This window comes from Pararhizobium polonicum (genome assembly GCF_001687365.1).
Taxonomy (GTDB): domain Bacteria; phylum Pseudomonadota; class Alphaproteobacteria; order Rhizobiales; family Rhizobiaceae; genus Pararhizobium; species Pararhizobium polonicum.
In genome coordinates this window covers 337,958-355,262 of the sequence record NZ_LGLV01000006.1, presented here as the reverse complement: position 1 = coordinate 355,262, position 17,305 = coordinate 337,958, and the positions used below count along the sequence as shown (strand labels likewise).

16 protein-coding genes are annotated in these 17,305 nt (G+C 61.8%); 3 read left to right on the top strand and 13 right to left on the bottom strand.

Going from position 1 to position 17,305, the window contains the following annotated elements:
* Positions 1-28: 28 nt before the first annotated feature.
* From hutC to ADU59_RS10470, 8 genes are all read right to left on the bottom strand, one after another.
* On the bottom strand, positions 29-760 hold the full coding sequence (hutC, locus tag ADU59_RS10505) for a histidine utilization transcriptional repressor HutC (RefSeq protein ID WP_068954039.1): 732 nt from the start codon (positions 758-760) through the stop codon (positions 29-31).
* Positions 757-1,842, bottom strand: coding sequence for a zinc-dependent alcohol dehydrogenase (locus ADU59_RS10500; RefSeq protein ID WP_068954038.1), 1,086 nt, complete (start codon positions 1,840-1,842; stop codon positions 757-759). Before ADU59_RS10500 ends, hutC begins: the two co-directional genes overlap by 4 nt.
* Positions 1,843-1,854: 12 nt before the next feature.
* Positions 1,855-3,177, bottom strand: a complete 1,323-nt coding sequence (gene hisD / locus ADU59_RS10495) for a histidinol dehydrogenase (protein WP_068954037.1) — start codon at positions 3,175-3,177, stop codon at positions 1,855-1,857.
* A 50-nt stretch (positions 3,178-3,227) separates the two neighbouring features.
* On the bottom strand, positions 3,228-3,983 hold the full coding sequence (locus ADU59_RS10490) for an ABC transporter permease subunit (protein WP_083198220.1): 756 nt from the start codon (positions 3,981-3,983) through the stop codon (positions 3,228-3,230).
* A gap of 41 nt (positions 3,984-4,024) precedes the next feature.
* Entirely contained in the window at positions 4,025-4,969 is a 945-nt protein-coding gene (locus tag ADU59_RS10485; protein ID WP_068954035.1) for an ABC transporter permease, read from the bottom strand.
* Between the two features lie 141 nt (positions 4,970-5,110).
* The gene (locus tag ADU59_RS10480; RefSeq protein WP_068954034.1) at positions 5,111-6,232 is read right to left on the bottom strand and encodes an ABC transporter substrate-binding protein; all 1,122 of its coding nucleotides are present in this window, start codon (positions 6,230-6,232) and stop codon (positions 5,111-5,113) included.
* A 27-nt stretch (positions 6,233-6,259) separates the two neighbouring features.
* Positions 6,260-7,381: an ABC transporter ATP-binding protein gene (locus ADU59_RS10475; RefSeq protein ID WP_244506394.1), complete on the bottom strand. Its 1,122-nt coding sequence runs from the start codon at positions 7,379-7,381 to the stop codon at positions 6,260-6,262.
* A gap of 146 nt (positions 7,382-7,527) precedes the next feature.
* Positions 7,528-8,301, bottom strand: coding sequence for an SDR family NAD(P)-dependent oxidoreductase (locus ADU59_RS10470; protein ID WP_068954033.1), 774 nt, complete (start codon positions 8,299-8,301; stop codon positions 7,528-7,530).
* Positions 8,302-8,727: 426 nt separating this feature from the next.
* On the opposite strand from ADU59_RS10470, the gene ADU59_RS10460 reads away from it, so the two are divergent.
* The 3 genes from ADU59_RS10460 to ADU59_RS10450 are packed head-to-tail and all read left to right on the top strand — an operon-like array spanning position 8,728 to position 12,199.
* Entirely contained in the window at positions 8,728-9,870 is a 1,143-nt protein-coding gene (locus ADU59_RS10460; RefSeq protein WP_068954031.1) for a PspA/IM30 family protein, read from the top strand.
* A gap of 5 nt (positions 9,871-9,875) precedes the next feature.
* Complete coding sequence (locus ADU59_RS10455; RefSeq protein WP_068954030.1) at positions 9,876-10,523, top strand: OB-fold-containig protein; 648 nt, start codon at positions 9,876-9,878, stop codon at positions 10,521-10,523.
* Entirely contained in the window at positions 10,520-12,199 is a 1,680-nt protein-coding gene (locus ADU59_RS10450) for a flotillin family protein (RefSeq protein WP_068954029.1), read from the top strand. The genes ADU59_RS10455 and ADU59_RS10450 overlap by 4 nt, the downstream gene beginning before the upstream one ends.
* 103 nt (positions 12,200-12,302) lie before the next feature.
* On the opposite strand, the gene ADU59_RS10445 is transcribed toward ADU59_RS10450, so the two are convergent.
* The 5 genes from ADU59_RS10445 to ADU59_RS10425 all read right to left on the bottom strand — a co-directional run bounded on the left by ADU59_RS10445 (position 12,303) and on the right by ADU59_RS10425 (position 17,162).
* Positions 12,303-13,379 carry a D-TA family PLP-dependent enzyme gene (locus ADU59_RS10445; RefSeq protein ID WP_068954028.1) on the bottom strand — a complete coding sequence of 359 codons (1,077 nt, stop codon included), beginning with the start codon at positions 13,377-13,379 and terminating at the stop codon, positions 12,303-12,305.
* Between the two features lie 181 nt (positions 13,380-13,560).
* Positions 13,561-14,352 (bottom strand): 3-methyl-2-oxobutanoate hydroxymethyltransferase, encoded by a 792-nt coding sequence (locus ADU59_RS10440; RefSeq protein ID WP_068954027.1) that lies wholly within the window; start codon positions 14,350-14,352, stop codon positions 13,561-13,563.
* A gap of 138 nt (positions 14,353-14,490) precedes the next feature.
* On the bottom strand, positions 14,491-15,717 hold the full coding sequence (locus tag ADU59_RS10435; protein ID WP_068954026.1) for an NAD(P)/FAD-dependent oxidoreductase: 1,227 nt from the start codon (positions 15,715-15,717) through the stop codon (positions 14,491-14,493).
* Between the two features lie 11 nt (positions 15,718-15,728).
* Positions 15,729-16,043, bottom strand: coding sequence for a MocE family 2Fe-2S type ferredoxin (locus ADU59_RS10430; RefSeq protein ID WP_068954025.1), 315 nt, complete (start codon positions 16,041-16,043; stop codon positions 15,729-15,731).
* A gap of 33 nt (positions 16,044-16,076) precedes the next feature.
* Positions 16,077-17,162 carry a fatty acid desaturase family protein gene (locus tag ADU59_RS10425; RefSeq protein WP_068954024.1) on the bottom strand — a complete coding sequence of 362 codons (1,086 nt, stop codon included), beginning with the start codon at positions 17,160-17,162 and terminating at the stop codon, positions 16,077-16,079.
* Positions 17,163-17,305: the final 143 nt, after the last annotated feature.

Sequence of the window (17,305 nt, the reverse complement as noted above, 5' to 3'; positions counted from 1 at the left end):
GGCAGGCCACTCGCCCCAACCTTGGAGCCTAGCGCATGGCGGCCGGAGAATAGCGGCTGCCGAGCGTGTAGTGGCTGCCGTTATAGGTCAGCCTGTTGACGGTAGCGACGATGGAGCCGGACCATGTGCGCCGGTGCAGCAGCAGGCATGGATCGCGCAGCTTTATCATCAACAACCGCGCCGTCTCCTCGTCCGCCGCGACCGCCGCGATCACATGCTCGACCTCCGTAAGCGGCGTGCTTTGCTGCAGATAATCGTAGGTCGTGATCGTGGTGAAGTCCTGCTTGTCATAGTTGGGCACCAGATCGGGATTGACGAAACGCTCCTCCAGCTGCACCGGAATATCGTTTTCGTAATGAACCACCATCGAATGCCCCACCGGCCCCTGCGTCCCGAATTCGAAGGCGGCGAGCAGTTCCGGTCCCGGCTGGATCGTCTCGAGAAGAACGACTTTGGCGGCATAGCGCCCGCCGCGCAGACGGATTTCGCTGGCTATATTGTTGATCTCGATCAGCGCCGACTGCGCTTTCGGCGGCGCGATGAACGTACCCACACCCTGAATCCGGATCAGATGCCCGTCCGAGGTCAGTTCGCGCAGTGCCCGGTGAACGGTCATGCGCGACACGCCGAGTTCGGCGACGAGTTCGTGTTCGGAGGGCAGCTTGTGGTCCCGGCCCCATTTGCCGCTGCCGATGTTCTGGAGGACATAGTCCTTCACTTTCCCGTAGAGGGGGCCTGCCGTCGAAGGAAGATTGTTCATTCCTGTTTGCCTCCCGGGGGATGGACATGGCTGATGGCCGCAGACGTTTCGCCCGATGCCCCGTTTGCCTGCGGATCGAACCGCACGATCGTCTTCAATCCGGATGCTGTCCCGGCCAGAAGCCGTTCATAGGCCGCCGGGATATCCTCGATCGTTATCTGTTCATCGATGAGAGATCGCAGCATCGGCTCCAGTTGCGGCAGCATCGCAACCGCATCGGGCAGTTCGTCCGCGAAGGCATGGCAACCGATGAGCGAGATTTCGCGCTCGACCAGGATGTTCGGATCAAGATCGATGCGCCCATGGGTGATCCCGACAAGCGCAATGGAGCCACCGCCGGATACGAGATCGAACAGAGTATTGAGGACACCGATATTGCCTGTCGCATCGATGGCGTGGCGCAAGACCTGTTCATGCAGCGCCGCTTGAATGGATTTCCCATCAAATTCAACAATGGTGGCTCCCGTTGCATCCGCAACACGGGCGGCACGGGCCGCATTGCGGTCCGCGACAAGCACCGGTCCGTCGTGAAGCCGCGAGAGAAGCACCGCCGCGAGCCCGCCAATCGGTCCGCATCCGACGACAAGAACAGGCTCCCCGGCAGGGACGGCCTGTTTACGCAGCACATGCAGGGCCACCGCCAGCGGTTCGGCCATGGCGGCAATCGCGGGATCGAGGGACGGATCGTGTCTGACGAGAAGGCGGACCGGCAGCGCCGTCTGCTCGGCAAACCCGCCGTCGCAGGCCTCACCGACAAATCCGAGATGCAGGCAGACATTGCGGCGCCCGCTGCGGCAGGCCGCGCATTCGCCACACCAATAGCGGCTGTCGGCAACGACGGTGTCGCCGACGGCGAGATCCGTCACGCCCGCCCCCACGGCCGTCACGATACCGGCAAACTCATGGCCGGCGACGGATGGGGACCGGCTGATCCACTGGCCGGTGCGGTAATTGTGCAGATCCGAGCCGCAGATCCCGGCAGCCGTGACCGCGAGGCGTGCCCAGCCGGGAGCAGGCGCACCGGGAGCCTCGATCTCCTCGACGCGCAGGTCGCCGGCCGCATAAAGCCTCGCCGCTCTCATCGGGTTTTCCTCTCAGCCTGGAAGATAGGCGTTGCGCATGTCCGAAACGGCATTCTCATGCGATGAGAAGCCTTCGTAGCGGGCAAGCGTGCGGGCGTGTTTTGCAAATTCGGGATAGGCCGACGCCGTGACGTAGCCGATCGATGAGCGCTTGACGAAATCCGTCACCGACAAGGGACCGTAGGTGCGCGCCCAGCGGCTGGTCGGCAGAACCGCGTTCGGTCCAAGGCCGAAATTGCCGATCGAGACCGGCGTATGCGGCCCCATCAGGATCTCCGCCGCCTCTGTGATGTAACCGAGATGGGCGAAGGGATCGGTCGAGAGGATTTCCAGATGCTCGGGCGCATAGTCGTTGATGAAACGGTAGCTTTCCTCGACCGAGGATGTCAGCACGATGCCGCCGCACTTGCCACCCAGCACCGCGCTCGAAAACTGCACCCGCTGTTCGGTCATGCGCGCCCAGTGATCAGGCAGCGCCTTTAGCGCTTCTTCCACCACGCGGCGGCTGTGGGTTACCAGATAGGCGGAGGAATCGGGACCGTGCTCCGCTTCGACGAGCAGGTCGAGCGCTGCAAGGCCGCCATGCACCGTATCGTCGGCGAAGATCACCGCCTCGGACGGTCCTGCGGGAAGGCCGGGATCGATGACGCCGGACAGCAACCGTTTTGCCGCCACCACCCACGGGCTGCCGGGGCCGACAATCTTCAGCGCCGGCTTGATCGTCTCAGTGCCATAGGCGACGGCGGCCACGGCCTGCGCGCCGCCGCACTTGTAGACGGTCTCGACGCCGGCAAGACGCGCGGCGACAAGGGTTGCCGCATCGACGGAGCCATCCGGCGCCGGCGGCGTGATGATGGCAAGTTCCGGCACACCGGCGACGACAGCGGGCACGGCCGTCATCATCGTTACTGATGGAAACGCACCTTTACCGCGCGGGATGTAGAGCGCAACGGACTGGATCGGCGTAAACCGGTCGCCGGCATAGGCGCCGCGGCGAATTTCCTTCAGCCACATGGCTTCCGGCTTCTGCTCCTCATGAAAGACCCGGATGTTGTCGATGCCGAACTGGATCGCTTCGATAACATCCTTGTCGACCATGCCGAACGCCGCATCGAACTCGGCTTCCGTCGCCTTCAGCTTGCCGTGGTCGAGATCCGCCTTGTCGAGCTCGCGGCCAAATCGCACCAGCGCAGCGTCGCCTTCGGTCCTGACCGCCTCGATGATCGGCTTCACCTTTTCGATGAAGCCCGACAGGTCGGTCTCAGAGCGGCGGAGAAGGGCTGCGCGGGCAGAGGCATCGAGTGTATCGAGTTCGTAAAATGAAACGTTGGTCATTGGAGTTCCCTTGCTGCCCGGCGGCATTGCAACCGGCGGACATCCTGTGATCACTTTGATTTGAGGAAGATATCGAGCCCGACCAGGCGATCGAGCAGAAAGATGGCGGCCGCGGCGCAGGCGATGAACACCACGGAGATTGCGGCGAGATCGGGCGTGATGATCGAGCGGATCGAATTGTAGATCTGCACCGGCAAGGTCACGATGCGGGCATCGACCAGGAGCAGGCTGACAAGAAATTCATTAAGCGCCAGGATGAACATCAGCAACGAGCCGGTGATGATGCCGGGAGTGACGGCGGGCAAGGTCACCGAGAGGAAGGTCTGCACCGGCCCGGCGCCGCAATTGGCCGCGGCAAGCTCCAGATCGGGATCAAGGCTTGAGGCGCTTGCCGTGACCGCCCAGATCATGAACGGCAGGTTGATCACGCTGCAGGCGACCCCCACCGGCCAGAGTTGCCCCAAAACACCGGCATTGCCGAAGACCAGCATCAGCCCGATACCCGAGCCGATCAACGGAATGGTGAACGGCAAGAGCAGGTAGACCTGAACCGCTTTTTCGAAACGAACCGCATATTTGGCGAGCGCGATGCCGGCGAGCGTTCCGACGGGAATGGAGACGATCGTGCAGACGGCCGAGACGTAAAGAGAACGGAGAAAGGCATCGCGCAGATCGGTTGCCTGCAGGATTGCGGCATACCACTTCAGCGACAGCCCATCCGGCGGGAAAGTGATGATATTGCCCGAGGTGAAGGAGGCCCCGAGCACGACCACCGTCGGCGCCGACAGCATGAAAAGTGCGATCATGACGAAGCTCCACAGGACAAAGGTCTTGCTCAATGGGTTGTTCACTGCCGGGCCCTCCCCATGGCAAGCGTTCCTGCGCCAAACAGGGTGAAGACCAGCCCGACGAGCAGCGAGCCGATGGCGACAAGCATCAGGGCGAGTGTTGCCCCGAGCCCCTGATCGGAGGTGCGGAAGAACTGATCATAGATCGCGTTCGCAATGAAATCCTGCGAGCCACCGCCAAGGATAGCGGGCATGGCGAAATCGGTCAGCGACAGCGTGACCACGACAAGGCCGGCGCCGACAAGCCCTGGGCGGGCGAGCGGCAGCACGACATGGATGAAGCTGCGCCCCCAGTTGGCGCCGAGCGAACCAGCCGCCGTTTCCAGCTCCTCCGGTATGGCCGTGAGCGCCGGGGCAAGCATCAGAACGGCAAACGGCAGCATGTACTGCACCAGGCCGAAGAGCACGGCCGGATAGTTGTAGAGCAGACGCAGCGGCGCAACGCCGACGAGACCCAGCGCCTCGTTGACGATGCCCTGATTGCCCAGAATAATCAGCCAGCCATAGGCGCGCACGACCTGACCGATGAAGAACGGCAGGAAGAGTGCAATCAGCAGGAATTTCCGCAAGCCGGGCGAGCGGGTTCGCACCATCAGATAGGCATAGGGGAACGCAAAGATCAGCGTCACGACCGTAACGATCAGCGCGCCCAGAAGGCTGCGTGTCGCAACGATGGCAAAGAGCGGTTCGGTGATCGCCTTTTTGTAGTTCGCCAGCGTGTAGGTTTCGGAAAACAGGAACGTGCTCGTATCGAGCGTCCGCAGGCTGCTGTCGCCGATCTGGATCAGGCCGAGAACGAGCAGGCCGACCAGCAGCACCGCCGGCGCCAGCATCAGATAGGGGATGGCGCGCTTGAAGGCCGTCGGCCAGACGAAGGCGGCGAAGGCCTCCAGCGCGTCCATCACGCGCCATGTCAGGGGATAGGCTGTTTTGGCAGCGCGCATGGGAAAGTCCTTGCGGATAACGGGTAACCGAAGCCGTCGGGAACTGGCGGCTCTAGCGTGTATCTCCCTCGAACCGGTGCCGGTCCGAGGGATCGATCAGGCCTTTGCGCGCCGTCAGGAACACGCAAAGCGGCACATGCATCAGCCCTGCATGATCGCCTTGAACTTGCCGAACCATTCGCTCTCGTTTTCGACCTGGGTTTTCGACGAGATCCGGATCAGGTGCTTGAAGTCCTCTTCCTTCGTCGGATAGGACGGATCGTTGACGAGATCGGCCGGCGGCGTCAGGCCCGGGACGACGCCCGGCAGACCGAGGCCGTCGAGCCAGACCTGCTGCGCGTCCTTGGTCAGCGCATGGTTGATGTACTGCTTTGCCCAGTAAAGTTCGCTTTCCGGAAGGCCCTTCGGAATCCATAGGCCATCGGTATCGAACTTCGCACCCTCCTCCGGAATGACCCACTTGATGTCGATGCCGTTTTTGCGGGCTTCGCGGGCATTGGTGGAAATCGTGCAGGCGGCGTCAATTTCGCCTTTCTGGAACCAAGTGGTGAAATCCGGATCTTCGCCGAGCAGCGGCTGCTGCTGCTTCATCTTGGCGATGAAATCCCAGGCAGGCTGCATGTTGCCCGGAATATCTTCCAGCTTGCCGCCGCCGGCCACCTGCGCAGGGAAGTGAAAGCCGATGCCGTCGTTGTAGAGGGCGATGCGGCCCTTGAACTTCGGATCGAGCAAATCCTTCCATGATTTCGGCGGACCATCCGGAAAGGCCGACGGGCGGTAGGCCAGCACGTAGACATAACCGTAGGTGTTGACGATCGGATAGCCGTCGAGACCGACCGGCTTTGCCAGATCGGTGACGGTCTTCAGGTTGGGCAGGTCGGACAGGTCTTCCGTGACGCCCCGCAATGCCGATTTGGTCGCATTCGTCGTCGTATCCCAGTTGATGTGGATCGGCGGCACGCGCTTCTGGGCAACGGCGGCCCAGATTTTCGGCTGGATCTCGTTGTCTTCCGTCAGGTCATGGCGGACGGCAATGCCGGTCATCTTGGTAAAGCTGTCGGAAACGCCGGCCTTGAGGCTATCGACCCAGCTTCCGCCCCAGGCACGGACGATGATTTCCTTGGGCTTTTCAGGCTCCTGCGCAAAGGCGCGCGGCATACCGAGGACCGAAAGTCCCGCCGCGCCGCCAATCGCCGCCGCGCCCTGAAGGAAACTCCGCCGGCGCATTGCCGGCGACGTGAAAGGCACTTTGCTCATCGTCATTCTCCTCTGGTTGGCCGGTTTTCCGGCTTAATTATTGAACACAAGAACATCCCGGCTGTTCCAGCCGAGAAACACCGACGCGCCCGGCTCGAACTGGACGTGACCGACCGGATCGTGATCGAAAACACGCAGCGGCTCGCCGCCAAGCACCGGTACGCGCACCTCATAGACGATACGTTCGCCCTCGAAGATCGCATCGGAAACGGTCCCCTCCAGGACGGTTTCCAGCGCCGAGAGGGCCGCCGCGCTGGCCGCAAGACGGATCTGCTCGGCGCGGATCGCACCCGACGCCTTGCCGCCGGCCTGCGGCGGATTGCGCTCGTCGCCGACAATGCCGGCAATAGTCGTGGCCCCGTGCGCAATGACAGCGGCACCGTTTGCCACGCTATTGACAGTGCCGGGAATGAAGTTGGTAACACCGATGAAATTCGCCACGAAGGCATTCTGCGGGTTTCGATAGGTTGCCGCCGGTTGCGCTTTCTGCTGGATTTCGCCGCCGTCCATGACGATGATCTCGTCGGACACGACGAGCGCCTCGCGCTGGTCGTGCGTGACGTTGATGGTCGTGACGCCCAGTTCGCGCTGGATGCGGCGGAACTCGAGCTGCATTTCCTCGCGCAGCTTGCGGTCGAGCGCTGCCAGCGGCTCATCGAGCAGCAAAAGGTCCGGGCCGAAGACAAGGGCCCGCGCGATGGCGACACGCTGCTGCTGCCCGCCGGAAAGCTCATGAATACGCCGGGCGCCGTAACCGCCAAGTTTGACGAGATCGAGATACCGCTCGACCCGCTCCGGAATGGTACGGGCATCATGCCTGCGCATCTTCAAGGGAAACGCAACATTTTCAGCCGCCGTCAGATGGGGAAAAAGCGCCAGCTTCTGGAACACCATACCGATGGAGCGCTTATGGGCCGGAACGGCGCTGACGGCCTTGCCGTTGATGACGATTTCGCCGCTGGTCGGCACCTGAAAACCGGCGATCATCCGCAGCAATGTCGTCTTGCCCGAGCCGGAAGGACCAAGGATGGTCAGGAATTTACCGGCAGGCAGATCAAAGGATGCTGACTTGACGGCGTGAGAGCCGCTGAAGACCATGCTGACATCCTTGACAGACACCGCAATCGTGGCGGCATCCCTTGCCGTATCCCGCATCATCATCCCCTCGTTGCCGCCGGCACCGTCTTTTGGCCGCCCTGCTCCGAGAATGTCTATACATATACATACATGACGTATCAACCACTTTTTAGGCGGACTTGCGCCATGCCTATTTTATGATCAACTGATATCAGTCCCGGTCTTTATATCGAGGCAAGATAGCCCCCGTCCACCGGAATACAGTGGCCCGTCACATAGGCCGAGGCATCGCTTGCGAGAAACACGACCGTGCCCGCCACGTCGCCCAGAGCGCCGAAACGGCGCTGCGGGATTTTGGCGAGCATCGCCTCCTGCCAGTCGGCATTCTCGTAAAAGACATCCGTCATCGCCGTGCGAAAATAGCCGGGCGCGATCGCGTTGACACGGATGCCGAGCGCCGCCCACTCGGCGGCAAGCGCCTTCGTCATGCCAAGCAACCCGGATTTCGACGAGCCGTAAGGCACGGCGGTCGGCACTCCGACATAGGATGTCAGCGAGCAGAGATTGACGATCGCCCCCGCCCGCCCTGTCTGCGACATATGCCGGGCAGCAGCCTGGGCGCAGAAAAACGCCCCCTTGAGATTGGTGGAAACAATCGTGTCCCACAGCGCCTCATCGACATCCATCGACGGCCGAATCTCTTCATAGCCCGCATTATTGACGAGAATATCGAGACCACCCAGCATCCCGGCTGCCTGCGCCACGACCGACGCGCAGGCCGAAACATCCCGAACATCGAGCGAAAACGGCAGCGCCTTTTTCCCCTTGACCGCAATCCGGCCGCAGGTTTCCTCAAGCGAGGACACGTCGCGCGCCGTCACCGCCACATCGGCACCCGCGCCGGCAAGGGCCTCGGCGATTGCCTGTCCGATGCCGCGACTCGCACCCGTCACCAGAGCCTTGCGGCCGGAAAGATCAAAAAGAGCGGCAATTTCCATCGTGCAGATCTCCAGTCAAACGAGTTCGCCAGCGGCGTGATTCAAAAACACCACTTTCGAAATTCAATGTCTATACATATCCATACAAAGCCGGACACAACGCCTCTTACGACAACTCAGTCCAAGGCGGAACACCCTGCACAGGTTGCAATTCTTGCCTCTCGTCCATCCGGAAATTTTCGATCTTCTGCCGCATAATACCAGCCTGACGATTGCCGAAATCGGAGCCGCAATGCCTCCGACAGACGATGAGGATCTGCTCAGCAACGCATCTGTATCGACCCGACACATACTCTCCCGTTCGGACCTGCCCTTGCGCACTGAAGACCTTCCATCAACGGAAAACCGGTAACCATTCGCGCTTACCTAGACTTAAAATTGCACACACAGAACAACTCCCCCTTGAAAGCACCAAAGTGGTGCTTTATGTTAAAGCACATGATGCAAGCGACCCACACTTCAATTTTGCGCTATCGTCTCGCGCCGGATTCGCAGGCAAGGTTGGCCCTGGACGACACGTTTTTCGCCTATACGGCGATGCTCCAAATCCTGGAAGAACTGGCCGCGGAAGGCGGATCCAATCTCGTCACCCTGCATGAACTGGCCTATGAAACCGTGCGTGAACGTACTGGCCTACCGGCTCGGCTGGTGACGCTTGGCCTGCGCGACTTCGCTTCCAACAGGGGCCGTCTACCCGGTCCCGCCCGCCTGCCGCTGGACGACAAGCTGTTTGCCATCAAGGGGCCATCGGACCTGACGGTCGCCACCGTGCGCGGCCGGGTCGCCATACCCTACGACGTCGCAGGCTACTCCCGCGGCACCTTGAACATTTTTGCCGCCCAGCTGGTTGCCGATCACGGCACCTATGAAATCCACATCGGCGTTACGCCGCATTCCGATCGAACGGAGGAAAACATGATGATGAACGAAGGCATTCTTTCACGCATGGGGCGGCTCATCGCCGGTATCGCCAATGCCGCAGTCGACAAGGCGGAAGGCACCAACAAGATCGCGGTGGTCGAACAGGCGCTACGGGAAATCGATTCCGCCGCCGACGAGGCGCGCACCGATATCGGCAAGGCGCGTGCCGAGGAATATCGTGTCCAAAGCCGCCGCGAGGAGATCGTCGCAGATCTGCGCAAGCTCGATGAGAAAATCCGCCTGGCGGTCTCGGCCGATCGCGACGATCTCGCCAAAGCCGGCGTTGCGCGCCAGATCGACCTGGAATCGCAGATTGCCGCGCTGGACAAGGCGCTGACGGATGCAAAGATCTATCTGGATGAAGGCCAGCAGGCCCTGCAGGCCGTGCTCGCCACGCGCCGGGAGGCCGAAGCGCGGCTTGCCGACCTGAAGCGCAGCCTCGCACAGTTTCCGGAAGAGACGGCCACCGGGCGGGCGCGCAGCAATCCCGCGGATGGCGCGGCGCGCGCCGCTGCCGCAGTGTCGCGTGTCACCGGTGTTCCTGCCGGCGTGAATGCCGGCAATGCCGAACTGGATGAACTCGACCGGCTTCATCGCGAGCAGGCGATCGAAGCGCGGCTTGCACAGTTCAAGACGGCCAAGAACTGACGCCGATGCAGCTTTTCCTCTCGCCGGAATGCCTGCCTTTTGCCATCGCCGCCGTCATGCTCGCCGCATTGACAGGGATCGAGATGCTGTGCCTGCTGATTGGTTTCTCGCTCGGAGAAGTCATCGACAAGGCTTTGCCGGATGACCACACCGGCATGTTCGGACTGCTGTCCTGGCTGAATGTCGGCGGCGTTCCGATCCTGATCCTGATCATGCTGCTTCTCGGCTTCTTCGCCATGACAGGGTTTGCCATACAGAGCCTGGCGCAGGCCTTCTGGGCGCCCTTGCCCGCTGTTGTTGCTGCCCTGCCCGCGCTTGTCCTGTCCCTGCCCGCCGTCAGGGCGTCCAGTCGCACCGTGGCGCGCGTTGTCCCGCGCGACGAGACCTATGCCGTCGATCTCACCGAATTCATCGGGCGCAGCGCCGAAGTGGCCGTCGGTCCGCTTGACCAGGGGTTGCCGGGGCGTGTGCGCGTCAAGGACAGGCACGGCAACTGGCACACACTCAGGGCACGGGCCGCCAAGAGCGAAGAACCCATAGCCATCGGCGCCACGGTTTTGCTCGTCGATCAAATTTCCAATGTCTACACCGCCATTCGCGCGCCGTCAGACATTCTCACACCACCAAATCCCACCCCTACGGAGCACTCATGATCTACGATCTTTTCCTGCCGGCCGGTATCGGTATCGTCCTGATCCTCGGCATCGGTTTTGTTCTTGCATCGCTCTACACCCGATCAAGCCGGGATGAGGCCTATGTCCGTACCGGTCTCGGTGGCCAGAAGGTGGTTTTGGACGGCGGCTCGATGGTCCTGCCGATTTTCCACTCTATCGCCCGCGTCAACCTGAAAACGCTGCGCCTGGAAGTTCGGCGCGGTGAAGGCGATGCGCTGATCACCAAGGATCGCATGCGCGTCGATATCGGCGCGGAATTCTACGTCCGCGTCAAGCCGGATGCATCGTCGATCGCGCTTGCGGCACAGACGTTGGGGAACCGGACCAATGATGCGGAACAGTTGCGCGTTCTCATCGAGGCAAAATTCGTCGATGGCCTGCGCTCGGTCGCGGCGACCATGACGCTGGATGCGCTGCAGGAACAGCGGATGGATTTCGTCAAGGCCGTGCAGGAAGCTGTCGGCGCCGACCTTCAGTCGAACGGTCTTGAGCTGGAATCCGTATCCCTCACCCGTCTCGACCAGACGGATATCAAACATTTCAACGCCAACAATTTCTTCGACGCCCATGGTCTCGCCGCACTGACGCGCATCACCGAAGGCCGCAAGAAGGAGCGCAACGAAATCGTTCGCGATACGGAAGTCGCCATCGCGCAGAAGGATCTGGAGGCACGCCAGCAATCCTTGGAGATAGAGCGGACGAAGCGTGAGGCCGAACTGAGCCAGGAACGCGACATCGCCAACAAGTCGGCGGCAACGCGCGCCGAAACCGCGCAGCAGGAGCAGGCCGCAAAACGCGCCGAGGAAGAGGCCCGCATCGCATCGCAACAGGCGATCGCCGAACGCGAGGCGACCGCGAAGCAGGCGCGCGAAAGCGCCAACATCGATGCCGCCCGCGCCGTACAGCAACGCGACACCGAGGCCAAGCGCGATCTGCAGATCGTCGCCCAGGAAAGCGCCATCGCCGTTGCCAACAAGAGCCGCGAGGAATCCGAAGCCAAGGCGCAGGCGGAAGTGGCAAGGGCGCTTGCAATTGCCGCCGAAGAAAAGGTCCAGACGGCAAAGGCCGTCGAAATCGCCGAACGCGAACGCCAGATTGCCGTCATCGACGCACGCAAGACCGCGGAAACGGAAGCGACTGCCGTGACGGTCGGTGCCGAAGCCGAAAAGCAGGCAGCGACCGACCAGGCTGATGCGATCAAGACGCTGGCGACCGCAGAAGCGGATGCTGCCATCATCAAGGCCAAGGGCATTCTGGAGACAGGCAAGGCGGAAGCGGAAAGTGCGGCGTTGCTCAACGAGGCGCGCAACAAGCTGAGCGCAGCCATCATCGAGTTCGAGGTCCTGCGCGAGCGCATCCGCATCATTCCGCAGGCGCTGGCCGAAGCCGTCAAGCCGATCGAGAAGATTTCCGATATCCGCATCTTCGATACTGGCGGCATGCTGGGTCGCGGCACCGGCGGCGCGGGTGGCGGAAACGGTATCGGCATGGGCGAAGGCCTTGCCGGGCAGCTTTTGGCCTATCAGGCGAACAAGCCGATCCTCGATCAGCTTCTGAAGGAGGCTGGCTTTGAGGGAGACAATGCTGTCTCCTCGCTGCTTGCCAACCTGCAAGGGGAAAAGGGCAAGGCGCCGGCGGCTCTCGACGAGGATTGAGGTCGCAGGAGGCTGCGCTATGGCCTAGAAAATTGTTCAGTAAATTCGAAAGGAGGTCTCTCGAGAGGCCTCCTCATTCTTTTTGTGAGTGCGGCCAGCGAACTCAAACAATCCGCCCACGCGCAGCGACCGGCCAGACGCCCGTAATCTCGCCGTGTTCGACGATATGCACCGCATCGACCATGTTGGTGACGACGCAGACGTGGTTAGGTACGATGCGGAGCTTGTCGCCGACCTTGAGATTGATCGCGCCTTCACTGACGAGGCGGCCGTGTTCTTCGGACAGCTGATCGATGGCGATATCGTCGCGGCCGAGCACATGGCCGTAACCCGATAGGGCGAGCAGGTCGGAGGTCAATGTCTTCGAGCCTGCATCGATGATGGCGCGGTTTGCTGACGGCACCGAGACGACGGTTGCGAGCACGGTCAGCGCGCAGTCGTCCCAGTCGCAGACGCCGCGCGAGACCAGCGAACGGTCGTTGTAGACATAGGTGCCTGGGCGGTATTCGGTCGTCACCGGCGCCTGGGCTGCATCCATCATCGACGGCGTGCCGCCGGAGGTGATGACGGGGACGCCGATGCCGGTCGCCTCGATGAAAGCTTTCGCGCGGGTCATGAAGGATTCGACAGCAGACGCTCCACCCGTTGGCGGATAGGTCATCAAGCCGCCGAAGACGAGGCCGGGCGCCCTGGCGATCCGCTGTGCCAGCGCGGCAGCGGCTTCCGGGGTCGGCACGCCGCAGCGATCGGCGCCGGTGTTGCATTCGACCAGAACACGAAGCGGCTCGGGCTGCGAAACGAAAGCGGCCGAGAGGCCATCGATGACGGTTTCATTGTCGGCGACGACGCTCAGCGTTACTTTGCGGGCCAAGGCGGCGAGATGTCCAAGCTTCTCTGTGCCCAGGATGTTGTAGGTGATCAGCACGTCACGGATCTCCGGGCTACCGGCAACCATCGCCTCAGCTTCGGAGACCTTCTGGCAGGTAACGCCGACCGCTCCTGCCCTCAGCTGCATCTCGGCCACCGCAGGCAGCTTATGCGTCTTGATATGCGGCCGGACCTTCAGCCCATGCGCATCGGCATAGGCCTGGAACCGGGCGATGTTGCGCCGGGCGATATCGAGATCGACCAGGACGGCCGGTGTGTTCACCGTCTGGAGCGTTGCTGGAGGCTTGGCCATGGGGATCCCTCGATAAAACGTTCGATGCAATTTCGGGCGGAAGGCAGGGCTACACGCTTTCGCGCGGTTTACTACCCGATCGATTCCTTACAACGTATGCATCCCGAAATCGAACTGGATCAAGCCTCCGGCCACGATGGCGTTCGCAGAAATAATCTCGGACCGCCCTATTGATGCCTCCTCAATCCAGCGATGTCAGAAACGCTTCCAGCTCTCCGGGGTCGATGCCGACAAGATGTGCCTTGCCCGGATAGGCGCCGGACTTTACGTCAGCGACATATTCGGAAAAGGCGGCAATACGCTCCTGCTGCAGGCGATCATATTCCGCGGCAAAATTGCGATAGATCTTGGCATGGCGCGGGACGTGGCCCTTGTTGGCACCCAAAACATCGTCGGCAAACAAATATTGCGCGTCGCAGCCGGTACCGGCGCCCATGGAGAGCATCAGCATCGAAGTCCGCCTACTGATTGCTGCTGCGACTTCGCCGGGCACGACTTCGATTTCGGCGGCAAAAGCGCCGGCCTCTTCCAGAGCCTTCGTCTGCCGCCAGATTTCGAGAGCGCTGAGTGCGGTCTTGCCGACCGCGCGGAAACCGCCGGTCCAGGTGGCTTTGGATGGAATGAGGCCGACATGGCCACAGACGGGGATACCTTCATCGCGCATGCGGCGGACGGTTTGAAGGCTTGCCGCACAATAGACAGCGTCGCCCCCGGCCTTCAATGCCTGGAACGCGGCGCGAATATAGTCGTCGGCGGTGACGAGATCGCCATATTCGAGGCCGGGAAAGGCGAAAACGGAAGGGGCCGCTTCGCGGAAGGACGGACCGAGCAGGGACGGCGGCACGGAGACGAGATCGACCCCTGCCCGCTCGGCGGCGTCCGCCTCCTCCAACGTTTCGACGCGCAACATGCTGAGCTGGCGCTTGCCCTTCATCGACAGAAGGTCGGCCACGGTCGGGCGGTTGTGTCTCATCAGGTTCTCTCCGGGTTTGGCAAGCGACAGATGGAGCCGCCGTCGCCCTCATCTGTGGGCGGGTATCTGAAGGGGTTACAACGCCGGCCGGCTCCAGCCGGACGCCATCAAGAGTTCGGGACCGCTGCGCTTTTGAATTCAGGCGGCCAGCAGCGATTTGAGTTTGGTTCCCGGTGCCGCCAAAGCTGCCGGATCGGGACGAACACCCGCAGCGATCATCATTTCGGCAAGCCGGATATCGCGGGCCACCACATTGCCGGTGCCGATGCCGCTGGCCGCGATCAGCCGCCCGCTGGCATCGAGATGGAAGAGAATGAAAGCCCCGTCGACCATATCGCGACGCACCGTTTCCGCCGCGCCATCCGCCAGACCAGCGATCTGCAGCGTCAGGTCATACTGATCCGACCAGAACCACGGCACGGCCGATGTCGCCTCCTCCGCTCCCAGCAGATTGGCCGCGGCAAGCGCGCCCTGATCCTGGGCATTGCGCCACGCCTCCAGCCGCACCCGTCGGCCGCCATAATGCGGCAGCGGGAAGGAACAGCAGTCACCAGCGGCAAAGATATCGGCAGCGGATGTCCGCAGATACGCGTCGACGGCAATGCCATTGTCGATCGCCAGGCCACTGTCGCGGGCAAGCTCGACATTCGGCATGGCGCCGATGCCGACAACAATCATGTCGGCGGCAATCGTGCGGCCATCCTCGAGCTGGATTTTTGCCTCGTCACGGCTCTCTTCCAGGCTCCGGATTTTGGCGCCGCAGATGATCTCTACACCCTCCGCCCGATGTCGGGCGGCCACGACCGCAGCAATCTCTTCCGGCACGCCGCGGGTCAGAATGCGCGGCAGGCCTTCGAGCAGGGTCACCCGTGCGCCGAGCTTGCGCGCTGTCGCAGCAAGCTCCAGACCGATAAAGCCGCCACCGATAATGGCAAGATGTTTGCCGGGCTGGAGGACAGTGCGCAGGACGGCGGCATCGCCATGGGTACGCAGTGTTCTGATCCGCTCATTCTGGCCGGAAAGGCCGGGAAAGGGCCGGGGCCGTGCACCAGTCGTCAGCAAGAGGCGATCATAGATCAGTCCGCCGCCATTCGAGAGCTGGACGGTTTTTCCCGCTGGATCGATGCTCTCGACACTTATCCCGATCAGCAGCTCGATGCCCGCGTCGGCATAGCGCGCCGCGTCTGCGACCAGCTTCGGCGCGTGGCCATGCAGCAGCGCCTCCTTCGACAACGGCGGCCGCTCATAAGGCAGATGATCTTCCGCACCGACAAGCGTGATCTGTCCGTCGAAATTCTTTTCCCGCAGCGCAAAGGCTGCGCGCGCGCCGCATTCCCCTGCCCCGATGATGACGATGTGCGACATGGCGGGCTCTTTCACGCGAGGGAAATATAGACGCTGCCGGCCTCGACCTTGACCGGATATGTCTTCAGGTTGACGCAAACAGGGGCACCCTTGGCCTCGCCGGTCTTGTAGCTGAACCGGCCGTTGTGTTTCGGACACTCGATGATGTCGTCCATCACCAGCCCATCGGCCAGATGGATTTTCTCATGCGTGCACAGGCCGTCGGTCGCGAAATACGCGTCATCCGGACTGCGATAGACAGCAAATGTCCTCCCCTCGTGATCAAAGCGGATGACATCCTCTTCGTCGATCTCGTCCGCAGCACAGACTTCCACCCAATTGCTCATGCTTTCCTCCATTCAAACGTGTTTAAGCCCGCGCTATTCGGCAGCGATCGGCTCTGCGTGAAACTCTTCCCGGTAGGGCTTTGCCGTCGGCGGCAGTTCGCGTTTGAGGAAATAATCCTCGTTCTTCAACTGGCGCAGGAACGCCGGCAGCATCTCGCGGTAGCCTTCGAGGATGGATGTGTTCGGCGCCGGCAGGTCGTGCTTGATCATCGCGTGCAGTTGCGGCAGCGCGTGATAGGGCACCATCGGGAACATGTGATGCTCGACATGGTAATTCATGTTCCAGTACACGAACCGGCTGAAAGGGTTCATGTAGACGCTGCGGCTGTTCAGCCGGTGATCGATGACGTTGTCGGCAAGGCCGCCGTGCTGCAAAAGGCCCGTCAGCACATGATGCCAGGCGCCATAGAGGCGCGGCAGGCCGATCAGCATCAAGGGCAGGATGGAACCGAGGGTGATCGCCAGAGCGATGGTCGCCACGTAGATCACCACCCAGATGCGGGCAATACGGATAACGCGCGGCTGTTCCGGCTCCGGAACGAAGGTCTTTTCCGCATCGCTGATCACGCCGAAAGCGTTGCGAACCATGTCGATCATCGCATAGCCGGCATCGAGAATGCCGAAGATATTCAGCACCAGCCGGAAGAGGTCCGGCGGCCGCATGACGGCGATCTCCGGATCGCGGCCGACGATGACGGTGTCGGTGTGATGGCGCGTGTGGCTCCAGCGCCAGGTGACGGGATTGCGCATGATCATGAAGCAGGCGATCTCGTAAACCACGTCGTTCATCCAGCGCGTCTTGAAGGCGGTCCCATGGCCGCATTCATGCCAGCGCGAATCCGAGGCCGAGCCGTACATCACACCATAGACAAGGAAGAACGGCAGACACCACCAGGAGCCCCAGAAGGCGATACCGAGACCGCCGAAAACGACCATGCTGCCGAGCCAGAGAGCGGTGTCGCGGATGGCCGGGCCGTCCTCGCGCCTCATCAGCTCCTTCATCTGCTTGCGGGGAATATCGGTATGATACCATTCCGCAGCGGAAAGCCCGTTTTCGACGGCGGCCTTGGCGTCCCGTCCGAGCAGGCTGTAGTCGCGTTTCGTGGCAACCTTGTCCATGTGATCCTCCTTGTGCGCAACATCCGGCATTCCCCCATCGGATATGCGCCATCGTCATTGCAGGCAGGATAGGTTGACTTTCGCTGCGGCTCAATGCAGCCTTGATATATTCTATCAAAACATAGCATAAACCGCCCGCAAAA